Here is a 19,914-nt window from a genome sequence, read left to right as displayed (position 1 = left end):
GCACACTGTACGGGACATCGACGATCGTCGACGTAAGGAGTCCCGCCGTGCGACCCACCCGGTCCCGAGCCGCCCTCTGCGCGCTGCTGACCTCGCTGATGCTCGCCGGCACGGCGGCGATCGACGCCCACCATCGGCCGGCGGCGGCGCTCGACAACGGCCTGGAGCGGACCCCGGTCATGGGGTGGAACAGCTGGAACCGCTACCAGTGCAACATCAACGAGGCGCTGGTCCGCCGGCAGGCCGACGCGATGGTGAGCACCGGCATGCGCGACGCCGGATACCGCTACATCAACGTGGACGACTGCTGGCAGTCCAGCCGGGACAGCGCGGGAAACATCGTCGCGGACCCGGTCCGGTTCCCGGGCGGCATGAAGGCGCTGGGCGACTACATCCACGCCCGCGGGCTGAAGTTCGGCGTCTACTCCGACCGCGGCACGCTGACCTGCGCGGGCCGGCCGGGCTCCCAGGGCCACGAGTACCAGGACGCACGGTCGTACGCCGCCTGGGGCGTCGACCTGCTCAAGTACGACAACTGCAACGCCCAGCTGGACCAGCAGAGCCAGTACGAGACCATGCGGGACGCCCTCGCCGCCTCCGGCCGCCAGATCGTCTACAGCATCTGCGCCTGGGAGTTCAAGCCGTGGCAGCCCAAGGCCGGGAACCAGGCGCGGACCACCGGCGACATCGGTGACGACTACACCTCCCACCCGGGCAACGGCCTGCTGCCGGTCGACCGGATCATCGACATCAACAACGACTACGCGATGTACGCCCACCCCGGCTACTTCAACGACCCCGACATGCTCCAGGTCGGCAACTACGGCACCGGCAGCACCAACGGCAACGGCATGACCGACACCGAGTACCAGACCCACTTCAGCATGTGGGCGCTGATGGCGGCGCCGCTCATCGCCGGCAACGACCTCACCGCCATGAACGCGGCCACCCGGACGATCCTCACCAACCCCGAGGTCATCGCGGTCGACCAGGACCCGCTGGGGGCCCAGGGCCGCCGGATCCGCGACCTCGGCGACCAGGAGATCTGGTCCAAGAAGGTCCAAGGCTCGGGTGTACGGGTGGTGGCACTGTGGAACCGCGCCGCCGCGACGGCATCCATCCACGTCGACTGGAGCGACATCGGGCTCGGCGCCGGCACCGCGACGGTACGCGACCTGCACGCCCGCGCCGACCGGGGGAGCTTCACCGGCGGCTACACCACCGCGGTGCCCTCTCACGGGGTCGCCCTGCTGCGGGTGGCGGGCGCCGAGACCCCGGACGCCGTCCGGATCACCAAGACCGATCCCCGCACCATCACCGGCCTGCGGGTCCGCACCGAGTTCCTCATCAACGACGAGTGGCACGACGACTTCGAGGACACCGGCACCCTCGACCACTCGACCACGCTGAACCTGGACGGCAACGGCGCCACCTGGAACGGCTCACGCTGGGTCGGCGACCTCCTGCGTACCGCCGCCAGCACGGCCGGGCCCGCCGTGGTGACCGTCGACCGCACCGACCCCCGCCCGATCTACGGCGTCAGGGTGAGCGTCAGCTTCACCGTCGACGGGCAGCCGCACTACGACTACGAGGACCTGAACCTGCTCTCCGGCACCGCGAACCTCCAGCTCAATGCCAACGGCGGCAGCTGGAACGGCACCCAGTGGGTCGGCGACTTCCTCCGACCTTCCGCCGCGTGACGACCAGGGTCAAAGGGCTCGGCGAATCACCGCGGCGTCAGTAGATCTGTACGCCGTAAGCACTCAGCGCCTCGGTGACGGGCTGAAAATACGTAGTACCACCGGACGAGCAGTTACCGCTGCCGCCCGAGGTGAGTCCCAGGGCGACCGAGCCGGCGAAGAGCGAGCCGCCGGAGTCGCCGGGTTCCGCGCAGACCGTCGTTCGGATCAGCCCGGTGACCTGTCCCTCGGCGTAGTTCACCGTGGCATTGACCGCGGTCACCGTTCCGCCGTGTACGCCGGTGGTGCTGCCGCTGCGCTGCACACTCTGCCCCACGGTGGCGCTACCGGCCGAGGCGATGTCCCGGGTGCTGCCGTTGTAGAGGTCGACCGCACCGGGGCGGGAGATGCCGGTGTTCGTGTACCGCACGATGCCGTAGTCGTTGCCCGGAAAACTCGTGCCGGTGCGCGTGCCGAGCGTGGTGGAGCCGTCGGACCAGGTCGCGCCGATGTTGGTGCAGTGGCCGGCGGTGAGGAAGTACGGCGTGGAGCCGCTGCGGACGTTGAAGCCCAGGGAACAGCGTGCGCCGCTGACATAGATCGCGTTGCCGCCGGTGATGCGAGTGCTCTGCGTGCCGGGCTCGATCCGCAGGCGCGCGGCGTCTCCCAGGCTCGTCACGACGGAGGTGAGCCGGGCGAGCCGCGTACCTCTGACAGTGCTGTCGGCGGTCACCACGACCTGGTCGCTGATCGGGTCGACGGCCCAGGCCGTACCGGTGATCCGGGCCCGGGCCTGCAGCGTCGCGGTGGCTTTTGCGAGGGTGGCGCCGCCGCGCCTCACGTGCCGCGGCACGGCGCCGGCCGCTCTGACAACGGCCGCCCCGGCAGGGTCGGTCACGGTCACGACGAGGGTCCCGTCGCCGGTGACGTACGAGCCGGCGGAGCGGTCACCGAGCGCGCGGGCAAGTGAGTCGGACAGCGTGGACAGGGCGAAATTCGCATCGGCGGGAGTGATGGGCGCTGCAACCGCCGGAGGGGCGAACGTGACGGCGGTGCCGGCGAGCAGGGCCATCGCCAATCCGATTCCGATTTTCCGCACGACAGCCTCCTGACAACGAAAGGACTCATTGGTAAGGAGTGTTAATAGCGGGCGTACGAAAAGCAAGAATTATTAGCATATTACCTATTGTCCGTCATCAATGTGATTCTGATCAGCTCGTCCCGCGGCGGAGGAACCGAGGGTGACTCGCTAGAGTGGACACATGGCGGGAGACGGGCTGCGCGCGAGGCTGCTGCCGGCCCTCCTGCCCGCCCTGCTGGTCGTGCTGCTCTCCCTGGTCGCGGCTCCGCATCGGGCATCCGCCGCCCCGCGGACGGCCGTCACCGCCGCCGCCGCGCCCGCCGCGGCCTCGCCCGAGCAGCCCGAATCCGTCGTGGACTCCGCGACGGACGCGATATCGGCGCCCACAGACCGCGCCCCCGCCCTGCTCACCCAGTTCACCGCGGGTGTCCGCGGTTCCCGCGCGCCGCCCGCCGCGTCCGCCTGACCACTCGACCGGCCTGTCCGCTGCTCGGTGGTCGCAGTCCCTTCATCGGCACGAGCGGACGGATCAATTGACATGAACGTGGTCGCGGACATGCTTCTCACCCCAGCCCCGGCGGTCATCTGGGCGACGCTGACGGTGCTCACCCTTCCAGCGTTGCTGCTGCTGGGCAGCCCCACCGGGATGCGTCATCCCCGGCTGGCCGCCCGGGAGATCGTCGCGGCGCTGCGCGGGCACCGCGAGGAGTTGCGGCGGCAGGCCGCGGAGGCTGCGCAGGCCGCGCGGTACGCCGGGGAGGTTCGCGTCGCCGCCGACCGGGCCGCCGCGGGTGCGGAGCGCTGGCAGCAGGTGTGGCAGCGCTCCGCGGACGAGGTCGACGGGGCCTGGCAGGCGTGGCAGGACGCCGACGCCCGGCTGCGGAACCTCGTCGCGGCGGCGGCGTGGGGCCCGCCGGTGCCGGTGCGCACCTGCGACGAGTACGCGGCCCGCGAGCGTTTCCTGCACCGTGCCGTGGCCGCGGCGGCCGACCGTGGGGACCTGCCGCCGTCCGCCGTGGCGGACGCGCCGGCCGGCCGCAACGGCTGGGACGCGCGGCTGCACCCGGTGGACCAGGAGCTGGTGATCGTCCGTGCGTCGGTGGCCTGGCTGTGGCAGCGCTACCAGCGGGCGGTGGCCGCGGAACGGGCCGCGTGGCACGACGCCGAGCTGGCCCGCCGTACACGTGACAGCCTGGTGCGGGAGGCCGCGGCCACGGTGGTGCAGGCCGGGGCGCCGCTGCGACGGGGTTGGCGGCCCGCCACTGTCGCGGCGGCCTGAGCGTCAGTCCTTCGTCATCGAGGCGCGGGCGGTGTACTGGCCGTTGGCGGCCCTGTAGTCCAGCAGCATCGAGTCCGGGCCGGTCGGCCAGAGCACGATGTCGCCCCGCTTGCTGCAGGGTCCGTCGTCGATGCGCTCGACCAGGACGATCTTCTCGCTGGTGCGTTCGGTCACGGTCACCGTGCCGGAGCAGCCGAGGCGCGGGTACCGGATGATGCCGCGGTCGGCCTTGAGCGCGAACAGCAGGTGCACCGGTTCGGGTCTGCCGAAGCTCTGCTGGAGCTCACCGACCCAGTCGGCCGCCGACGGGGTCGCGGACGGCGTCGCCGCCGGGCTCGCCGACAGGGTCGCCGACGGTGCGGGCGATGCCGCGGCTCCGCCGGGAGAACCACGATCCTGGATCAACGGTACGGCCGCAGCCCCGCCGAGCAGCGCGACCACGACGGCGGCCACGGCGATCCGGCGGCGACGGCGGGCCGATCCGGCGGGGGTGGCGTACCGCCAGGTCACCGCCTCGACCGCGGCGCGGAGGTCGGGCTGATCCTGCAGGACCGTGGTGCCGTGGGCCACCGTGCCGGGGTTCAGGAGTCGGTCCAGGAGCTGGCGCGCCGTCGGGCGCCGGGCCGGGTCCTTGGCGAGCGCCTCGGCCACGAGGTCGCGCAGGGGGCCGTGCAGCCCGTCGAGGTTCGGCTCCTCGTTGATGATGCGGGCCGCCGTGGCCATGGGGGAGGGGGCCCGGAACGGTTCGTGGCCCGTACCGGCGAGGGTGACGACCGCACCCCAGGAGAAGATGTCGGCGGAGGGCTCGACCGGGGCGCCCGGCCGCGGGTTGAAGCGTTCCGGCGCCATGTAGCCGACCGTGCCGATCATCTGGTTCTCGGCGGTGAGCCGGCTCGTCGACTGCAGCGCGTGGGCGATGCCGAAGTCGATGACCTTCGGGCTGCCGGGTGGCAGCAGGACGTTGCGGGGCTTGAGATCGCGGTGGACCACCCCGGCGCCGTGGATGGCGGTCAGGGCGGTGGCCACCCCGATCGCCAGCGCGTGCAGGTTCGACGCGGTGAGCGGGCCGTCCCGGCTGATCACGTCCGCCAGGCTGGGCCCGTCGACGTACTCGACGACCAGGTACGGCGTCGGGTGGTCGGGATCCGCGTCCAGGACCTCGGCGGTGCAGAACGGCGGCACCTGGCGGGCCCCGTCGATCTCACGGCGGAACCGCTGGGCGAACTCGGGGTCGGCGGCGAGGTGGGTGCGCACGACCTTGACGGCCACCCGGCGTCCGGCGGGATCGGTGGCGAGATAGACGGTGCCCATGCCGCCCTCGCCGAGCCGGCCGACGAGACGGTACGGGCCGATGCTCGCCGGATCGCGCGGCGACAACGCCGCGACCTCCGCCCCCGGTCGACCCGCCACCACGTCCCCACCATGCCCGTCGATACGCCGAACACAAGGTACAGGCACCTTGCACGGGCCGGGCGGGCGAGCCGGGGGTCAGGCGTCGCGGACGGTGAACTGGCCGGCGACCTCGCGCAGGTCGGACGCCGTCTCGGTCAGCTGGCGCACCGATTCCGCGGCGGTCGCGGTCGCGGCCGCCATGCGTTCGGTCGAGCCCCGGTTGGCGCCGGCGAACGAGCCCACCGCCTCCAGGGCCGAGTGCAGCTCGGCGGTGCCGCCGGCGATGCGTTCGAAGGCTCCCCGGGCCTCGGCGTCGACCACGGTGACCGCCTCGGAGCTCGTCTGCTGGATCTCGGCGACCAGCGCGGCGATCGTCTTGGCGGCCCCGCCGCTCTCCTCCGCGAGGTTGCGCACCTCGTTCGCGACGACGGCGAAGCCTGCGCCCTGGGTGCCGGCCCGGGCGGCCTCGATCGACGCGTTCAGCGCCAGCAGGTTCGTCTGTCCCGCGATGCGGGTGATCGCGTCCACGATGCCGCCGATGCGGGCGGCCTTCTCGTCCAGGTCGAGCATCACCCGGGTCAGGTTCGTCACCGTGTCCACGCCCTCGTCGACGTAGCCGGACGTCTGCCGGGCCGCCTGCTGGGCCGCGTGAAGCAGCTCCACCTGGCGTTCGGCGTTGGTCACGACGTCCACGGCCGCCGCCCGGATCTCGTCGGACACGCCGCCCAGCCCGGCCGAGGCGTCGTCGAGGGCGGTGATGGACCGGTGCACCTGCCGTACCGATGCGTTCAGGCTGTCGATCATCGCCGTGAAGGCGTTGCCCAGCCGGTCGCCGGCCGACGCCGCCGGCGCCTCCACCGCGAGGTCCCCGGCCGCCATCCGCTGCGAGACCTCGGCCTTGGCGTTCAGGTACCCGACCATGTCCTCGAACGCCGCGGCCACCCGGGCCACCTCGTCGTCGGCTTCCACCCGTACCCGCTGGTCCAGCTCGCCGCGGGCGATCCCGCGGGCCGCGACCGTGACCTGGTCGAGGCCGTCAGTGATCCGGCGGGTGAGCATCCGGCGCACCGTCAGTGAGATGGTCACCCCCGCGAGCAGCAGCGCCGCCAGGACGGCGAACGCGATGATCGCCTGGCGGTCCGCAACGCGGCTGGAGGCGGCCGACTCGTGGGTCTGCTCGTCGCGCAGGGCCGCGAGGCTGTCCTTCAGGCCGTCCCACTGCTCGTCACCGGGCCCGGCGTCGAACGTCTCCCGGGCCTCGGCCGCCTTCCCGGCCTCGCCGAGCGACACCTCGGCTGCGGTGATCCGGACGTACTCCACCCAGTGGCCCTCGAAGCGGGTGAGGATCGTCCGGGTGCCGGCGCTCGTCGGGACGGCCCGCAGGTCCTTGATCAGGCCCCGCATGTCGGCGTCCTCTTCGGCCATCGAGTCGACGGCGTCCTTGCGGGTCTCGGCGTCGTCGAGGGCCGCGAGGAATTCCCACTGTTCCTTGCGGTACTTGTTCATCATGCCGTCGATCTCGCCCGTGAGGCGCATCGCGGGAATGCCGCTCTTCGCCAGGTCCCCGATCCGGCGGGTGGCCTGAAGCAGGAAGACAGCGGAGACCACGGCCGAAACGACCAGGAGGGCTATCAGCACCGCGAAGCCGGTACGTAGCGCCCTGGCGATCGTCATCTGGGACAGAGCGGTGCGGAAGCGCTTGAACGAGGCCACATTCCCTGATCGGCACATCCCGGAGGACGCTTAGCCAGCGGTTCGGCCGCCCGCCGCCCTCGCGGCGTCCTGCGTCTCAGGGGGTCGTGCCGACGAGCACGATTCCCACCTGGACCGACGCGGATGCCGGCGGATCCACCGGCTCCGGCGACTGCGGCGGGCTCGTGGTGGCTTCGGTGGAAGGCATGCTGGTGGTCGGGGTCTCCGACGGCTCCGGCTCCGAGGAGGTCGGCGGCGGGTTGCTCGGCGTGTGCGTATGTGTGGGCGATGACGACGGCCTGGTCGGTGCCGTGGTGGTGGGACGGCTCGACGGCTTGGCCGGGGGTGAGGTGTGGTGCGTCGGCGAGGTGGTCACGTCCCGCGCCGGGGTGTCCGTCTGCCGCTGGACCGGAGGCTCGGCCGCGACCGGCACGTCGCGGATCGGCCGGGCCGTGGCCGGCCGCGGGGTGATGCTGGGCGCCGGCGGCCTGGCGGACACCTGCGGCGTACGGGTCGGCGCGACGGCGTCGGCCGGGCCCTCGACGGCCGCCTCGGCCTGCCGGCCGCGCGGTGCCGAATAGCCGTTGGCCACCTGGAGCCCGACGACACTGAAGACCGCCGCGGCGACCGCTATCGAGGCCGTGACGGCCGCGCGGCGGCGGGAACGGGTACGCCGTGCCGCCGGAAGGTTGCCGACGACGGCGACCGGCGGACGCACAGTGGGCAGCGGGGAAGCGGCGTGCCGCAGGATCTCGGCTGCCTCCGCGGCCGACGGGCGCCGGTCCGCTTCCTCGGCGACACAGGCGTCGTACAGACGGACGACGTCGCGGGGGAGCCCCGGGATGCGCGGCAGGCGGGGCGCCCGGCGCTCGTGGCGGGCGGCGAGGATCTCCCCGACGCTGCTGCCCGGCCAGGCGCGGACGCCGGTGAGGCACTCGAACAGCAGCAGGCCCAGCGCGTAGACGTCTGCAGCGCCGAAGGTCGGCTCGCCGCGCAGCTGCTCCGGCGCGAGGTGCGCCGGGGTGCCCCACAAACGTCCGTGGGTGTCGAAGCTGTTCTGGCCGGCGGCCGCGGCGATACCGAAGTCGAGCACCTTGACCCCGGTCGGGGTCAGCATGACGTTGCGCGGCTTGACGTCGCGGTGCACGAGGTCGCGTTCGTGCGCGGCGGCCAGCGCGGCGGCGGTGTCGCGGCAGATGGCGGCGGCCCGGCGCCACTCGAGGGCACCCCCGCGGGCCAGCTCGTCGGCGAGGGTCTCGCCCTCGAGGAATTCCATGACCAGGTACGGCAGCCGCTGGTTGTTCTCGGTGAACTCGCCGTAGTCGTAGACGCGTGCCACGTTCGGGTGGCTCAGTCCCGCGGCCGCCCGGGCCTCGCGCAGCACGTCGACCGAGGGCTCGGTGCTGTCCGGCCGGTACGGCGAGAACAGCTTGATCGCGATGGGGCGCTTGAGCGTCTTGTCGTAGCCGCGGTGCACGACAGCGCTGCCGCCGCGACCGACGGGCTCGTCCACCCGGTAGCGTCCGGCGAGCGATCGCATCGTGACCCCCTTCGTCCGTTGTTCGGACCCGGCCCATCACTCACCGTGTCGACGCGCCGCGGTTCCCCCGCGGCGCAGCCCGGTCACGATGTCGATCGCGTCCTGCGAATGCGGCACATGCTACCCGACCTGGGAAGGGATCAAACAGGGGCGGCCGCCGTACCGGGCGGTCACGTTCAGTGATGGCGCCTTCGGTCCGCAACAGTGTTCACGATCGAGCGTGACTGTGCGCACGCTATGAGGTAACTCACCACACGGGGCGTTACATCCACATATGCAAATCCATCACGGGGAGTGTGCCGTCCATCGGGCACTTCCCGTTGCGGTATGTCGATACGTGAGCCTGCAAGCAACTGAGCGCACTCGGCCCGGGCGCCCGGCGTCCTTCCGGAGTTGCTTGACCAAGATCGCATTGCTAGCTTCGCCGCGCTGACCCGCCGAAGAAAGTTCGGACCAAGCCGAATTTCGCAATAGAAAACCAGGTTGTAGCGCTCCTCAACCTCAGGATCTTCTGTTGCGCGCGCCGGGTCTCCGTATGGGGGAGGAACACATGAGCACGATGAACCGCCGTGAACTGCTGAAGTTCGCGGCCGCCGGGACGGTCGCCGTGGGCACCGGCGCGCTGGCCGTCCAGGTGCTGACCACGAGCGGCTCGCAGGCCGCCGCCGTGGAAAGCACGGCCGGCCTCGACGAGACGTACAAGGGCCGCCGCATCCAGGCCGCCCCGGCCGGCCTTCGCGCGCAGAGCCGCGACGCCGCGCCGGCCATGCCGCACGTCATGATCGACGGCAAGCCGCTGCACGTCATGGTGAACGCCGACGGCACCTACACCAGCGTGTCGAACCACTACGAGACCTTCACGTCCCTGCGCGCGGTCGCCCGGGCCGCTGTCGACCAGCTCGACGGCGCCCAGCTGGTGCCCCTGCACCACAGCTGACCGCACCGCGACCTCCGCAGACGACGAAAGGCTTCGATTCCCATGGGCGTACGCAAGAACCAGCGTGACCTGACCGCCACCGAGCGGCGCAACTTCGTCAACGCCGTCCTGGCGCTCAAGCGCAACGGCCGGTACGACGAGTTCGTCCGTACCCACAACAGCTTCATCCTCAGCGACAGCGACAACGGCGTCCGCGTGGGCCACCGGTCGCCGTCGTTCCTGCCCTGGCACCGCCAGTTCCTGCTCGACTTCGAGCGCGCGCTGCAGGCGATCGACCCGAGCGTGAACCTGCCGTACTGGAACTGGACCGTCGACCGCGACACCACGTCGTCGATCTGGGGCGCCGACTTCATGGGCGGCAACGGCCGCAGCAGCGACGGCCGGGTCACCACCGGCCCGTTCGCGTTCAGCGGTGGCAACTGGACCGTGAACGTCCGCACCGACAGCCGCAACTACCTGCGGCGGGCCCTGGGCGCCAACGGCCAGCCCCTGCCCACCGCCGCCCAGCTGCAGTCCGTGCTGGCCATCACCACGTACGACGCGGCGCCGTGGAACAGCACCTCGGCCACCGGCTTCCGCAACAACGTCGAGGGATGGCGCGGCCCGAACCTGCACAACAAGGTCCACGTCTGGGTCGGCGGCGACATGACGGCCGGCACGTCCCCCAACGACCCGGTCTTCTGGCTGCACCACTGCCACATCGACAAGATCTGGTCGGACTGGCAGGCCGCGCACCCGAGCTCGAGCTACCTCCCGACGGGTGGGACGGCCAACGTGATCGACCTCAACGACACGATGGCGCCCTGGAACACCGTCCGGCCGGCGGACATGCTGGACCACAAGGCCTGGTACACCTACGCCTGATCCGTCAGGCCGCTTCGCGGAGCGGGCCGGTCACGACGCAGTCGCGGCCGGCGCGCTTGGCCGCGTACAGGTTGCGGTCGGCGATCGAGAGCAGATGTGGCTGGGTGCGGTCGGTGGCCTCGGGGACGCCCGCCGCGCCGATGCTCACCGTCACAGGCAGCCCGTCGGTGGTGTCCCCCCAGGGGAACGAGCCGACTCCCAGGCGGATCTGCTCCAACCGCGCGATCGCGAGCTCCACGGGCGTGTGCGGCAGCACGAGCAGGAATTCCTCGCCGCCCAGCCGGGCCACGAAGCCGTCCGGGCAGAGCTCGGCGACCTCGGCGTCGAGGATCTTCGCCGCCTGCACCAGCACCCGGTCGCCGACGTCGTGGGAGAGCTGGTCGTTGATCCGCTTGAAGTGGTCGAGGTCCACGATCGCCACCGTCAGCTGGGCGTCGGAGGCGATGAGCCCCGGCAGCTCCTCGTCGATGTAGCGCCGGTTGCGCAGCCCGGTCAGCGGGTCGCGGCGGGCCTGCTCGCGGAAGCGCTCGGCCTCGCCGCGGGCCTCGGCCGTCTCGAACATGGCCTGCCGGGTACGGGCCTGCGCCTCCTGCTGCTGGGAGCGCAGCTGCTCGTGCGCCTCGAAGAAGTCCTTGTGCATCGCGAACGCCGCGGCGAACTCACCGCGCGCGGCGTGCAGCTCGGCCTGCTCGCGCTTGACGCGTACCAGGACCTCGTGCAGGCCCCGCTGGACGCATTCCGTCCGGGACGCGTCCAGGCTGCCCTGGGCCTGGTCGGTCGCGCCGAGTCCGCGCTGCGCCTTCGCCAGGGTCAGGAAGTACTCGGCCAGCGCGTCGGCGTCGTCCCGCTCGCCGGTCTCGTGCCGGGCGAGGCAGAGCTGCATGGTCCGCTCGGCCTCGGCGTACCGGCCGTTGGTGATCTGGATCGCGGCGACGGTGTCGAGGATCGCCGCGTCGACCTCGAAGCCGTGCTCGTCGGCGTGGGCCAGCAGGCGGCGTACCACGTCCCCCGCGCGCTGCGGGTTGCCGGTGATGTGCTCGAGGTAGGCGTGGTTGTTGAACACCTGCATGTGCAGCCACGGCTCGTTCAGCTCGCGGGCGACCTGCTCGGCCTGGGCGTAGCGGACCCGGGCGTCGGTCATCGACGCGGCGAAGCCCAGCGCGTCGGCCAGCTTGGTGACGTGCCAGACCTGCATGTGCGGCGTGGCGGTCTCGTCGAGCAGCTCCACCGAGCTGAGCGAGTGCTCCAGCGACTTGGCGGCGTCGCCGAGCAGCCGGTGGATGTTCGCCCAGACCAGGTGCGTACGAGCCTGCAGCATGCGGTCGTTGTGCGCGACCGCCCACTTGTGGATCTCGAGGATCTCCCGGTTGGCGCCGGCGAGCTCGCCCATCCGCAGCCGCATGTTCGTCCGGCAGAGCCGGGCGCGAACGACCAGGGTCTCGTCGCCCAGGGCGGCCGCCCGCTGCTCCAGCTCGGTAGCGGTCCGGAAGGTGGCGGGTGCGTCCCACATCATGCGGTCCTCGATCGCCACCAGGGCGATCGACAGTACTTCGACGTTGTCCACAGGCCGGCCTCCTTCCGCCGGACCTGATCGGCGCCCCGGCCGCCGGATGAAGGGATGCACCTCGTCGGCAACCCGGAACGCGCGAACCGGCACCCGGGGCGCTCAGGAGCGGGCGATGAGCACCGGGCAGCCGGCGTGGTGCAGCAGGCGGGTCCCGACCTCGCCGAGCAGCACCCCCTCGAAGCCGTGCCGGCGTGGCCCCACCACGACCAGCCGGGCCTGCCCGGAGCGCTCGGCGAGCACCCTGTCCGGGCTGCCGGTGATGACCTCCCGTTCGACCGTGACCTCGGGATACTTCTCCTGCCAGGGCGTGAGCTGATCATCGAGGGCAGCCGGGTCGCCCGACCCGGCGCGCACGGTGATCGCGAGCAGCGGGGCGCGGTGCAGCGCCGCCTCCTCGAAGGCGCGGCCGATGACCGGTCCGCAGGCGGGGCTGTCGTCGGCGCCGACGAGCACCGGCGCGGCGTCCGCGCCGGTGCGCCCCCGGACGACCACGACGGAGCCCAGCGACTGGGTCGCCACCTGGTTGCCCACCGAACCGGACGGCAGGCCGGGCATTCTGCGGTTGCCGCGGGAGCCGACGACGAGCAGGGCGGCCACCTCCGCGGCGTGCAGCAGCACCGGAGCCGCGTACCCCGGCAGGGCCAGCGCGCGGACGTCGATGCCGGGCGCGACCGACCGGGCCGCTGCCACCGCGGCGTGCAGCACGGCGGCGGTGTCGTCGTCCGGTGCCTGGCGCGCCTGCGCATCGGAGGTGTCCCGCAGCATGGAACGTCGGCGGTGGAACGCCGTCACCACGCGCAGGTCCGCCTCGCGCAGTGCGGCCTCGGCCGCGGCCCACCGGACCGCCGCGGTCCCGCCGTCCGAACCGTCGGCCCCGACGACGATGCGTGGCTTGATCATGGCCCCCTCCTCGATCGGCAGGTGAGCCAGGTGGTCGCGATGGTCGCCGCCCCGGCACGCCGGGGCGCCCGATCGTCACCCGATCACCGGGCGCATGTCGGCACAGCCCCAGAATCTCGCTCGCCGGTGCCGTTGGCAAGGCCGCGCCGGGAGTCGTCACCCGATGCGTTCCTCAATGGCCACATCGTGGACCGAACGGGGCTCAGCGGCCGGCGACGGTCCCGGCCAGCAGGCGGCGCCCGGCAGTGCTGCGCAGGGTGGCCGCCACCGCGGCGTCGCGCAGCCATCGGCCGGGGGAGGACCGTACGGTGGTGCTGCGGGTGGCCAGGTGGGTCCAGCCGAGCACCCGGCGGGCCCGGGCGCGGCGCCCGGCGGCCCAGGTGTCGAGGTGCCGGTCCGGTACGCGCCCATGCACGACGTCGGCGAGGCTGCCCGCCAGGGTCACCGCGTCGCGGAGCCCCAGGTTGAGGCCCTGGCCGCCGATCGGGCTGCAGGCGTGCGCCGCGTCGCCGGCGAGCAGGACCGGTCCGCGGCGGAACGTGGCGGCGAGGCGGCGGTGGATGCGGAACGCGCTGTGCCACCGTACGTCCGTGACGTGCAGCGGCACCCCGCGGCGCTCGGCGTGGTGCAGCAACTCGGGCAGCGGCTCGGTGTCCGCCGGGTGCTGCCCCGCCGGCAACTGGACGAGCACGCGGCGCCAGCCTTCGAGATGCATCGGGAGGACGGCGAGCAGCCCCGCCGGATCGAGCACCATGTGCAACGCGTCGGCTTCGAGGGCACAGTCGGCGCGCAGGTCGGCCAGAAGATAGGGGTGCCGGTACGTCGTACCGCGATATGCGATCCCGGCGTCCGTACGGACCCGGCTGCCGATTCCGTCGCAGCCGACCACCCAGCGCGCGTGGATCGTCTCTCCCGCACCGGTCACGGCGGTCGCGCCGTCCGGTCGCCACGACAGCCGGTCGATCCGGGTGTTGCGCCGCGCTCGCCGCCCCAGCGCGGCGAGGCGGTCGTCGAGTGCTCCCTCGGTGGCGCACTGCGGCACCGTCAGGATGTACGGGTACGCCGAGCGCACCAGGTCGGTCCGGTAGCCGCCGAGCGGGCCGTCCGGTGAGTGCACGACGAACCGGTGCGTGGGGCGGCCCAGGGGGAGCAGCACGTCGGTGAGGCCGCTCGGCTGGAGCGCCTCGAGCGTCGCGGCGTGCAGATCGGTGGCGCGCGACTGCGTCACGGGCCCGGCGCCGGCGTCGACCACCTCGAAGTCGACGCCGGCGGAGGCGAGCAGCAGCGCCGTGGTCAGGCCGACCGGACCGGCACCCACCACCAGGACCTGGGTTTTCATGGGCCCACAGTAATGATCACCGCGCTCCGGGATCGAAGGAGACCGGGAGCGCCCCCAGCCCGCGCAGCAGGCTGGGACGCCACCGCAGCTCGTCCTCGGGCACGGCGAGGGTCAGGCGGGGGAGCCGCCGCAGCAGGGCGCCGATGCCCTCGACCGCTTCCACCCGGGCCAGCGCCGCCCCGAGGCAGAAGTGCAGGCCGTGGCCGAAGGCGACGTGCGGGTTGTCCCCGCGGTCGAGGATCACCTCGTCCGGGCGGTCGAAGCGCTCCGGGTCCCGGTTGGCGGCGCCCGTCGACAGGACGACCACCTCGCCGGCCGGTACGGTCCGGCCGCCGATCTCGACGTCCTCGGTCGTGTACCGCACCACGCCGGTCATCACCGGGCCGTCGTAGCGCAGGAACTCCTCCACCGCCGGGGCGAGCAGGGCCGGATCGGCGCGCAGTGCCGCCATTTCGTACGGCCGTCGCAGCAGCAGGAGCATGCCCGTACCGATGAGGTTGACCGTGGTCTCGTGCCCGGCGACCAGGAGCAGCACGGCCATCGAGATCAGCTCCTCGTCGGTGAGCCGCTGCTCCTCGCCGGCGGTGACGAGGTCGCCGAGCATGTCGTCGGTGCGGTGCAGCCGCTTGCTGCGCACGAGCGCGGCGAGGTAGTCGCGCAGCCTCTGCCGCGCGGCCTCGACGAGCGCGACGCCCTCCGCGTCCACCGGAGGCCGCAGCAGCTCGGCGCTCTGCCGGCTGAAGAAGGCCCGGTCCGCGAACGGTACGCCGAGCAGCTCGCAGATGACCGCCACGGGCAGCGGGAAGGCGAAGTCCGCGACGAGGTCGGCGTGGCCGCGCGGAGCGATCGCATCGAGCAGCTCCCCGGCGAGCTCGCGGACGCGGGGCCGCAGTCCTTCCACCCGCCGCGCGGTGAAGGCACGCGACACCAGGCGGCGCAGCCGGGTGTGATCGGGGGGATCGATGGTCAGCATCGACGGCATCGTCGGTGTGCCGAGCATCCGCGTGCCGGCGTCGACCCGGCTCGGATCGCTGGACAGCCGCGGATCGCCGGCGGCGGCGAGCACGTCGCGGTGCCGGGTCACCATCCAGGCCTCGGTGCCGCCGCGGAGCCGGACCCGCTGCACGGGCCCCGCGGCCCGCAGCTCGTCGAACCAGGGGTACGGGTCCGGACGGCGTTCCAGGTCGGCGGGGAGGACGTGGACGTCATCGAGGGCGCGGTCGTCCATGGTGGACTCCTAGCGGCGTCGGAGGACAGGGGCATCTCTCTGTATCGAGCGTTCCAGACAGAGCGATTCCTGTCTATGTCATAGAGTCGGCGCATGAACGACACGGCGACGCAGGGGCGCACCACGCCGTCCCGCGAGGCGATCCTGGACGCGGCGTCCACGCTGATGTCCCGGTACGGCTACGCCGCCACGTCGATCTCGCGCATCTCCACGGCCTGCGGCCTGCCCGCCAGCTCGATCTACTGGCACTTCGGCAGCAAGGACGGCATCTACCTGGCCGTGCTCCAGCGGGCCCGGAACGCGCTGCTGGCCGGCCTGCCCGGGACCACGGTGCCGGGTGCCGACGTGCCGCGACGGCTCACCGCTTTCCTGGATGCCGTGGCGGAGGTGTTCGAACGGCACCCGCACGACCTGCGCCTGCTCGTCGGCATCAGCATGCTCGAGGAGAGCGCCTGCTCGGCGGCGCGCGCGGAGCTGGCGGACTACCGGCTGGCGTTGCGCCGATGGCTGGCCGACTCGCTCGGATCGGTGTTCGGGGTACCGGGAACGGCCCCGCTGGCCGAGGACCTCGCCGGGTTCCTGCTGACCATCGCCGGCGGCGCGTCGATCGCGCGCTGGTTCGAGGACCCGGACGCCTCGCTGCCCATCGCCGACCTGCACGTGGCGCTCAGCGCGCTCGCCCGCAGCCGCGAGGGGCGCGCCGATCGCCCGCGCTGATCACCCGCGCGGGCCGCCCACCGGGACGTGGAAGCGCCCGGCGAGCCGGCCGCCGGGCCCGGCCGGGTGCAGCGCCACGACCGCCAGGGCCAGCGCCGCAACGCCGCCGACGACCGGACCCAGCAACGTCATGAGCGCGGTCGCGGCGGCCGCCGTACCGAGCCCCAGGCCGAACACGGTGACCAGCAGCAGCCCCACCAGAGCGGCCCGGGACGCCGGCCGGTCCCCGGTGGCCTCGGCCCACCAGGACGCCTGCAGCCACAGCAGCAGCGGCACCAGTACGACGCCCATCCCGAGCAGCGTGAGTCCCACCTCGCTGCCGGCGAACGAGGACAGGTCCGGAGCGGTCCCGGCTTGCCACGCTTGCGGTGTCGGCGCGAAGAAGCGGCGGTAGCCGGTGCCGTCCCAGCCGTGCGCCAGCACGAAGAACATCGCCAGGTATCCGAGCGGCATCTGCAGCCAGGCGAGGTAACGATGACCCCGCCGCCACAGCTCCCGCGCGGCCACGTAGCCGAGCATGCCCTGGGTGACGTTGGTGAGCGCGAACGCGGCGACCAGCCAGCCCGGGAGGTCGGCCGGGCTGCTCGCGGCGTACATCGTCTCCCAGCCGGTGAACCGCCACAGCAGCCAGATCCCGCTGGGGGCGAAGACGCAGGCGAGGAACAGCACGGTGGCGGCGAACCGGCGGTCGTCCAGCAGCCGGGCGGCGGGCCGGGCCGCGGCCGAAGCGGCGGCGGCCGTGCCGTAACCGGCCCCGATCGCGTACGACCAGAAGACGTCGACCTGGACCATGGGGTACCTCCGGGGGTCACCGGCGGGCGAGGCCGCCGAACATGAGGGTGAGGACGGCCTCGATCCACCGGTCCCGCAGCTCGGCGTGACCGGGGTTGCGGGCGACCTCCGCGGCGCCCGCGAAGATGATCCCGTTGATGACCCGGGACAGCGTGTCCACGTCCAGGCCGGCGCGGAGGAAGCCGCGCTCGACGCCGTTGGTCAGGTAGGCGGCGGTATAGGCCGCGAACAGGTTCTGCGCGGCCAGGATCCGGTCGCCCAGCTCGGCGTCGACGGCGGCCAGGTCGGTGAAGACCAGCCGGGCCAGCGCCGGGTCTTCGGCGAAGAGCCGGTACAGCCGCAGGCCGATCCGGCGTACCTGGTCGCGGTACTCGCCGAGGGTGGCGCTGGCGGCGGCGTCCTCGGCGGCGACCACCGCGGCGATCCGCTCCAGCGCCCGGTCGAGCACCGCGGCCGCCACATCCCGCTTGTTGGCGAAGTAGCGATAGACGGTGCCGTGCCCGATCCCCAGCTCGCCGGCGAGGTCGGCGATACCCGCGGCGGCGTAGCCCTTGCGGGCGAAGACCGAGTGGGCGGCGTCGAGGATCGCGTCTCGGCGGGCGGGGTCGACCGTGCGTGGCATAACGGAATGACACATCATTCCGCTACCCGAGCGCAACCCCTCGGCGAACCTCAGCCGGACCTCAGCCGGACCACGGGCGCCGTCGGCATGGTGTGGGCCTCCAGAGACAGCTGAGGAGTCCCATGAAGAAGACACTGGCTCGCCTGCCGGTAGCTTTGGGCGCCGCCGTGGTGGTCGTCGCGTCGCTAGCCGGCACCGCGGCCGCCACCGTCGTGACGCCCGCCGCCCCCCGGGCCGGCAAGCTCGTGCAGGTCGGTCCGATCGCCGAGCACGGCTTTCCGGCGTGGTACCGCGACAGCAACAACGTGCGCCTCGAACCGTGCGTGACGCTCGACGATCCGCTTTGTCCCGCGCTGCCCGACACGCTGCCGAACCCGGACGCTTCGGTGTCATACCCGGACAACTTCCCCGACGAGTTCTTCTACCAGCTCGCCGGCGCGGACATGACGCTGAACAACGGCGTGCGCGCGACGATCGGGCTCGACCTCGAGGGTGCCTGGGCCGCCGGCGAGGTCCGCGAGGGCGACCAGATGGTGTTCGGGCGGGTCCGGATCCGGTTCGACGCGCCCGCGGGCGAGCGCTACCGCATCGTCCACCCGTACGGCATCGACGACATCGTCGCGACCGACAAGGGCGTCAACATGACCGAGGACGTCGGCATCACGCCCGGCGCCTTCGGCGGAGCCCTGAACTCGCGGATCGGCCCGTTCCTCAAGTGGGACCCGGCCGTCGCCCCGGCGGCTCCGGCCGGATACACCGGCGACCCGGGTCAGGACCACAAGGTGGTGGGCAGCCCGTACAACACGAACTTCGTGCGGGTCGAGCGGCTCGACCCGCTCACCGGCGCCGTGCTGTCCCAGGTCGGCTTCACCGACGTGTTCAGCGTGCAGGGCCGGTACGCCACCAACGCCGGCGTGGACATCGACCAGGCGACCTACAGCGTCGGCTCGGACGGCACCGGCGTGGTCGAGGTCTTCGCCACCAGCGAGCCGGACAAGGTCATCGAGATCGTCGGCAATCCCGCGCTGGGCTTCCACGGCACCCGCCTGCGGGGCGCCAACGGCCGCTACTACGGCCGCTTCCCGGTCACCAGCCCGCCGCCCGCGGGCGCCACGATCGAGATCGTCAACGCCAGCGACCACCCGGCGACCCACAAGACCCGGGCCCTGGTGGACGTCGTCCAGATCCAGGACGTGGACTACGACGCCGACGCGCAGACCCTGAGCGTCGACGCCACCTCGAGCGACCGCAACTCCCGCCCGCGGCTGACGGTCACCGGGTTCGGCCCGATCGCCAACTCGCCGTTCACCGGCGTCGTGGCGCCGCCCGCCACCGTCACGGTCACGTCCGCCGCCGGCGGCTCGGCCACCATGTCCCTGCTCAGCACCGGCCGCGCGTTCCGGCCCGGCGCCCCGGTCGCGGCGGCCACGGCCGACACCCCGGCCATCATCGGGCAGACCGTGCGCCTCGACGGCCGCGCCTCGGCCGGTGAGATCGACACGTACCGGTGGACGCAGACCGCCGGACCGCAGGTCACCCTGGCCGACCCGGCCACGGCCCTGACGACGTTCGTGCCGACCGTGCCGGGCGCGTACACCTTCAGCCTCGCCGTGGCCGGACCCGGCGGTGCCGCGATCCCGGTCGCGGTCACCATCGACGTCACCCAGGCGGCTGTTCCGACCGCCGACGCCGGCGTGGACCAGACCGTGGTCCGGGGCCGGGCGGTGGCGCTGGACGGCTCGAGGTCGGCGGCCGTCGAGACGTACTCGTGGCGTCAGGTGTCCGGCCCCGCCGTGACGCTGTCCGGCGCGACGTCGGCCCGTCCCACGTTCACCTACCCGGCGCAGGCGCTGCCCGCGGTGCCCGGCCCGAACGCGGCGTACGTCTACAACAACGACCCGGTGGTGCTCGAGCTGACCGTGCGCAACCCGGCCGGCATCGCCGTCGACGAGATGGTCGTACGGCCGCAGCCCGAGACCCTCTCGGGGATCACGGTCCGGTACCGCACGGGCAGCAACGAGTGGCGGATCTCCGGCACCAGCGACGTGCTCGCCGGACAGCGGGTCGCGGTGGTGCTCGGCAGCAACCTGAACGGCCGGGTGATCGGCACGCCGCAGGCGGTGGACGCGGCCGGGGCGTTCAGCCTCCGGGTGACCGGCCCGCCGCCCGGAACCTTCCGGACGGTCAGCATCGTCACGACGGCCGGGGCGCGACAGCTGGTCAACGTCACGATCACGAACTGACGAAGCATCAGATCACGGCGTAGCCGTGCAGACGGCGGCGGT

Annotated in this window: 17 protein-coding genes; 7 read left to right on the top strand and 10 right to left on the bottom strand. The window is 72.6% G+C overall.

The genetic code is table 11. The features are described from left to right. The first annotated feature begins 47 nt into the window (after positions 1 to 47). Positions 48 to 1,700: a glycoside hydrolase family 27 protein gene (locus tag AB0368_RS27475; RefSeq protein WP_366156861.1), complete on the top strand. Its 1,653-nt coding sequence runs from the start codon at positions 48 to 50 to the stop codon at positions 1,698 to 1,700. A gap of 37 nt (positions 1,701 to 1,737) precedes the next feature. On the opposite strand, the gene AB0368_RS27470 is transcribed toward AB0368_RS27475, so the two are convergent. Continuing rightward, the gene (locus tag AB0368_RS27470; RefSeq protein WP_366156860.1) at positions 1,738 to 2,778 is read right to left on the bottom strand and encodes a S1 family peptidase; all 1,041 of its coding nucleotides are present in this window, start codon (positions 2,776 to 2,778) and stop codon (positions 1,738 to 1,740) included. Between the two features lie 163 nt (positions 2,779 to 2,941). Between AB0368_RS27470 and AB0368_RS27465 the strand changes: the two genes are divergently transcribed. Then, on the top strand, positions 2,942 to 3,226 hold the full coding sequence (locus AB0368_RS27465; protein ID WP_366156859.1) for a hypothetical protein: 285 nt from the start codon (positions 2,942 to 2,944) through the stop codon (positions 3,224 to 3,226). Positions 3,227 to 3,298: 72 nt separating this feature from the next. Next, complete coding sequence (locus tag AB0368_RS27460; protein WP_366156858.1) at positions 3,299 to 4,039, top strand: hypothetical protein; 741 nt, start codon at positions 3,299 to 3,301, stop codon at positions 4,037 to 4,039. Positions 4,040 to 4,042: 3 nt separating this feature from the next. Here the strand turns inward: AB0368_RS27460 and AB0368_RS27455 are convergent, their stop codons facing one another. The 3 genes from AB0368_RS27455 to AB0368_RS27445 form a co-directional block, all read right to left on the bottom strand. After that, positions 4,043 to 5,452: a serine/threonine-protein kinase gene (locus AB0368_RS27455; protein WP_366156857.1), complete on the bottom strand. Its 1,410-nt coding sequence runs from the start codon at positions 5,450 to 5,452 to the stop codon at positions 4,043 to 4,045. 75 nt (positions 5,453 to 5,527) lie between these two features. After that, entirely contained in the window at positions 5,528 to 7,105 is a 1,578-nt protein-coding gene (locus tag AB0368_RS27450) for a methyl-accepting chemotaxis protein (RefSeq protein ID WP_366156856.1), read from the bottom strand. Positions 7,106 to 7,220: 115 nt separating this feature from the next. Beyond that, on the bottom strand, positions 7,221 to 8,663 hold the full coding sequence (locus tag AB0368_RS27445) for a protein kinase (protein WP_366156855.1): 1,443 nt from the start codon (positions 8,661 to 8,663) through the stop codon (positions 7,221 to 7,223). A 550-nt stretch (positions 8,664 to 9,213) separates the two neighbouring features. Here AB0368_RS27445 and AB0368_RS27440 point away from each other — a divergent pair. Both AB0368_RS27440 and AB0368_RS27435 read left to right on the top strand, forming a co-directional pair. After that, positions 9,214 to 9,600 carry a tyrosinase family oxidase copper chaperone gene (locus tag AB0368_RS27440; RefSeq protein WP_366156854.1) on the top strand — a complete coding sequence of 129 codons (387 nt, stop codon included), beginning with the start codon at positions 9,214 to 9,216 and terminating at the stop codon, positions 9,598 to 9,600. Positions 9,601 to 9,642: 42 nt separating this feature from the next. After that, positions 9,643 to 10,464: a tyrosinase family protein gene (locus tag AB0368_RS27435; RefSeq protein ID WP_366156853.1), complete on the top strand. Its 822-nt coding sequence runs from the start codon at positions 9,643 to 9,645 to the stop codon at positions 10,462 to 10,464. A 4-nt stretch (positions 10,465 to 10,468) separates the two neighbouring features. Here AB0368_RS27435 and AB0368_RS27430 read toward each other — a convergent pair whose 3' ends face one another. From AB0368_RS27430 to AB0368_RS27415, 4 genes are all read right to left on the bottom strand, one after another. Continuing rightward, entirely contained in the window at positions 10,469 to 12,028 is a 1,560-nt protein-coding gene (locus AB0368_RS27430; RefSeq protein ID WP_366156852.1) for a GGDEF domain-containing protein, read from the bottom strand. Positions 12,029 to 12,130: 102 nt separating this feature from the next. Continuing rightward, a complete protein-coding gene (locus tag AB0368_RS27425) occupies positions 12,131 to 12,931 on the bottom strand; it encodes a universal stress protein (RefSeq protein ID WP_366156851.1) in 801 nt (266 codons plus the stop codon). A gap of 202 nt (positions 12,932 to 13,133) precedes the next feature. Beyond that, a complete protein-coding gene (locus AB0368_RS27420; RefSeq protein ID WP_366156850.1) occupies positions 13,134 to 14,270 on the bottom strand; it encodes an NAD(P)/FAD-dependent oxidoreductase in 1,137 nt (378 codons plus the stop codon). Between the two features lie 16 nt (positions 14,271 to 14,286). Next, positions 14,287 to 15,498 carry a cytochrome P450 gene (locus AB0368_RS27415; RefSeq protein ID WP_366156849.1) on the bottom strand — a complete coding sequence of 404 codons (1,212 nt, stop codon included), beginning with the start codon at positions 15,496 to 15,498 and terminating at the stop codon, positions 14,287 to 14,289. Positions 15,499 to 15,591: 93 nt separating this feature from the next. On the opposite strand from AB0368_RS27415, the gene AB0368_RS27410 reads away from it, so the two are divergent. Further along, positions 15,592 to 16,215: a TetR/AcrR family transcriptional regulator gene (locus AB0368_RS27410; RefSeq protein WP_366156848.1), complete on the top strand. Its 624-nt coding sequence runs from the start codon at positions 15,592 to 15,594 to the stop codon at positions 16,213 to 16,215. On the opposite strand, the gene AB0368_RS27405 is transcribed toward AB0368_RS27410, so the two are convergent. Both AB0368_RS27405 and AB0368_RS27400 read right to left on the bottom strand, forming a co-directional pair. Next, entirely contained in the window at positions 16,216 to 17,007 is a 792-nt protein-coding gene (locus AB0368_RS27405; RefSeq protein WP_366156847.1) for a hypothetical protein, read from the bottom strand. Positions 17,008 to 17,023: 16 nt separating this feature from the next. Further along, on the bottom strand, positions 17,024 to 17,629 hold the full coding sequence (locus tag AB0368_RS27400; RefSeq protein ID WP_366156846.1) for a helix-turn-helix domain-containing protein: 606 nt from the start codon (positions 17,627 to 17,629) through the stop codon (positions 17,024 to 17,026). Between the two features lie 122 nt (positions 17,630 to 17,751). On the opposite strand from AB0368_RS27400, the gene AB0368_RS27395 reads away from it, so the two are divergent. Then, complete coding sequence (locus tag AB0368_RS27395; RefSeq protein WP_366156845.1) at positions 17,752 to 19,872, top strand: hypothetical protein; 2,121 nt, start codon at positions 17,752 to 17,754, stop codon at positions 19,870 to 19,872. Positions 19,873 to 19,914 lie beyond the last annotated feature (42 nt).

It is taken from the genome of Actinoplanes sp. NPDC051475 (genome assembly GCF_040689425.1).
GTDB lineage: Bacteria > Actinomycetota > Actinomycetes > Mycobacteriales > Micromonosporaceae > Actinoplanes.
The sequence above is the reverse complement of the archived record's forward strand: the minus strand, read 5'-3'. Positions and strand labels throughout refer to the sequence as shown.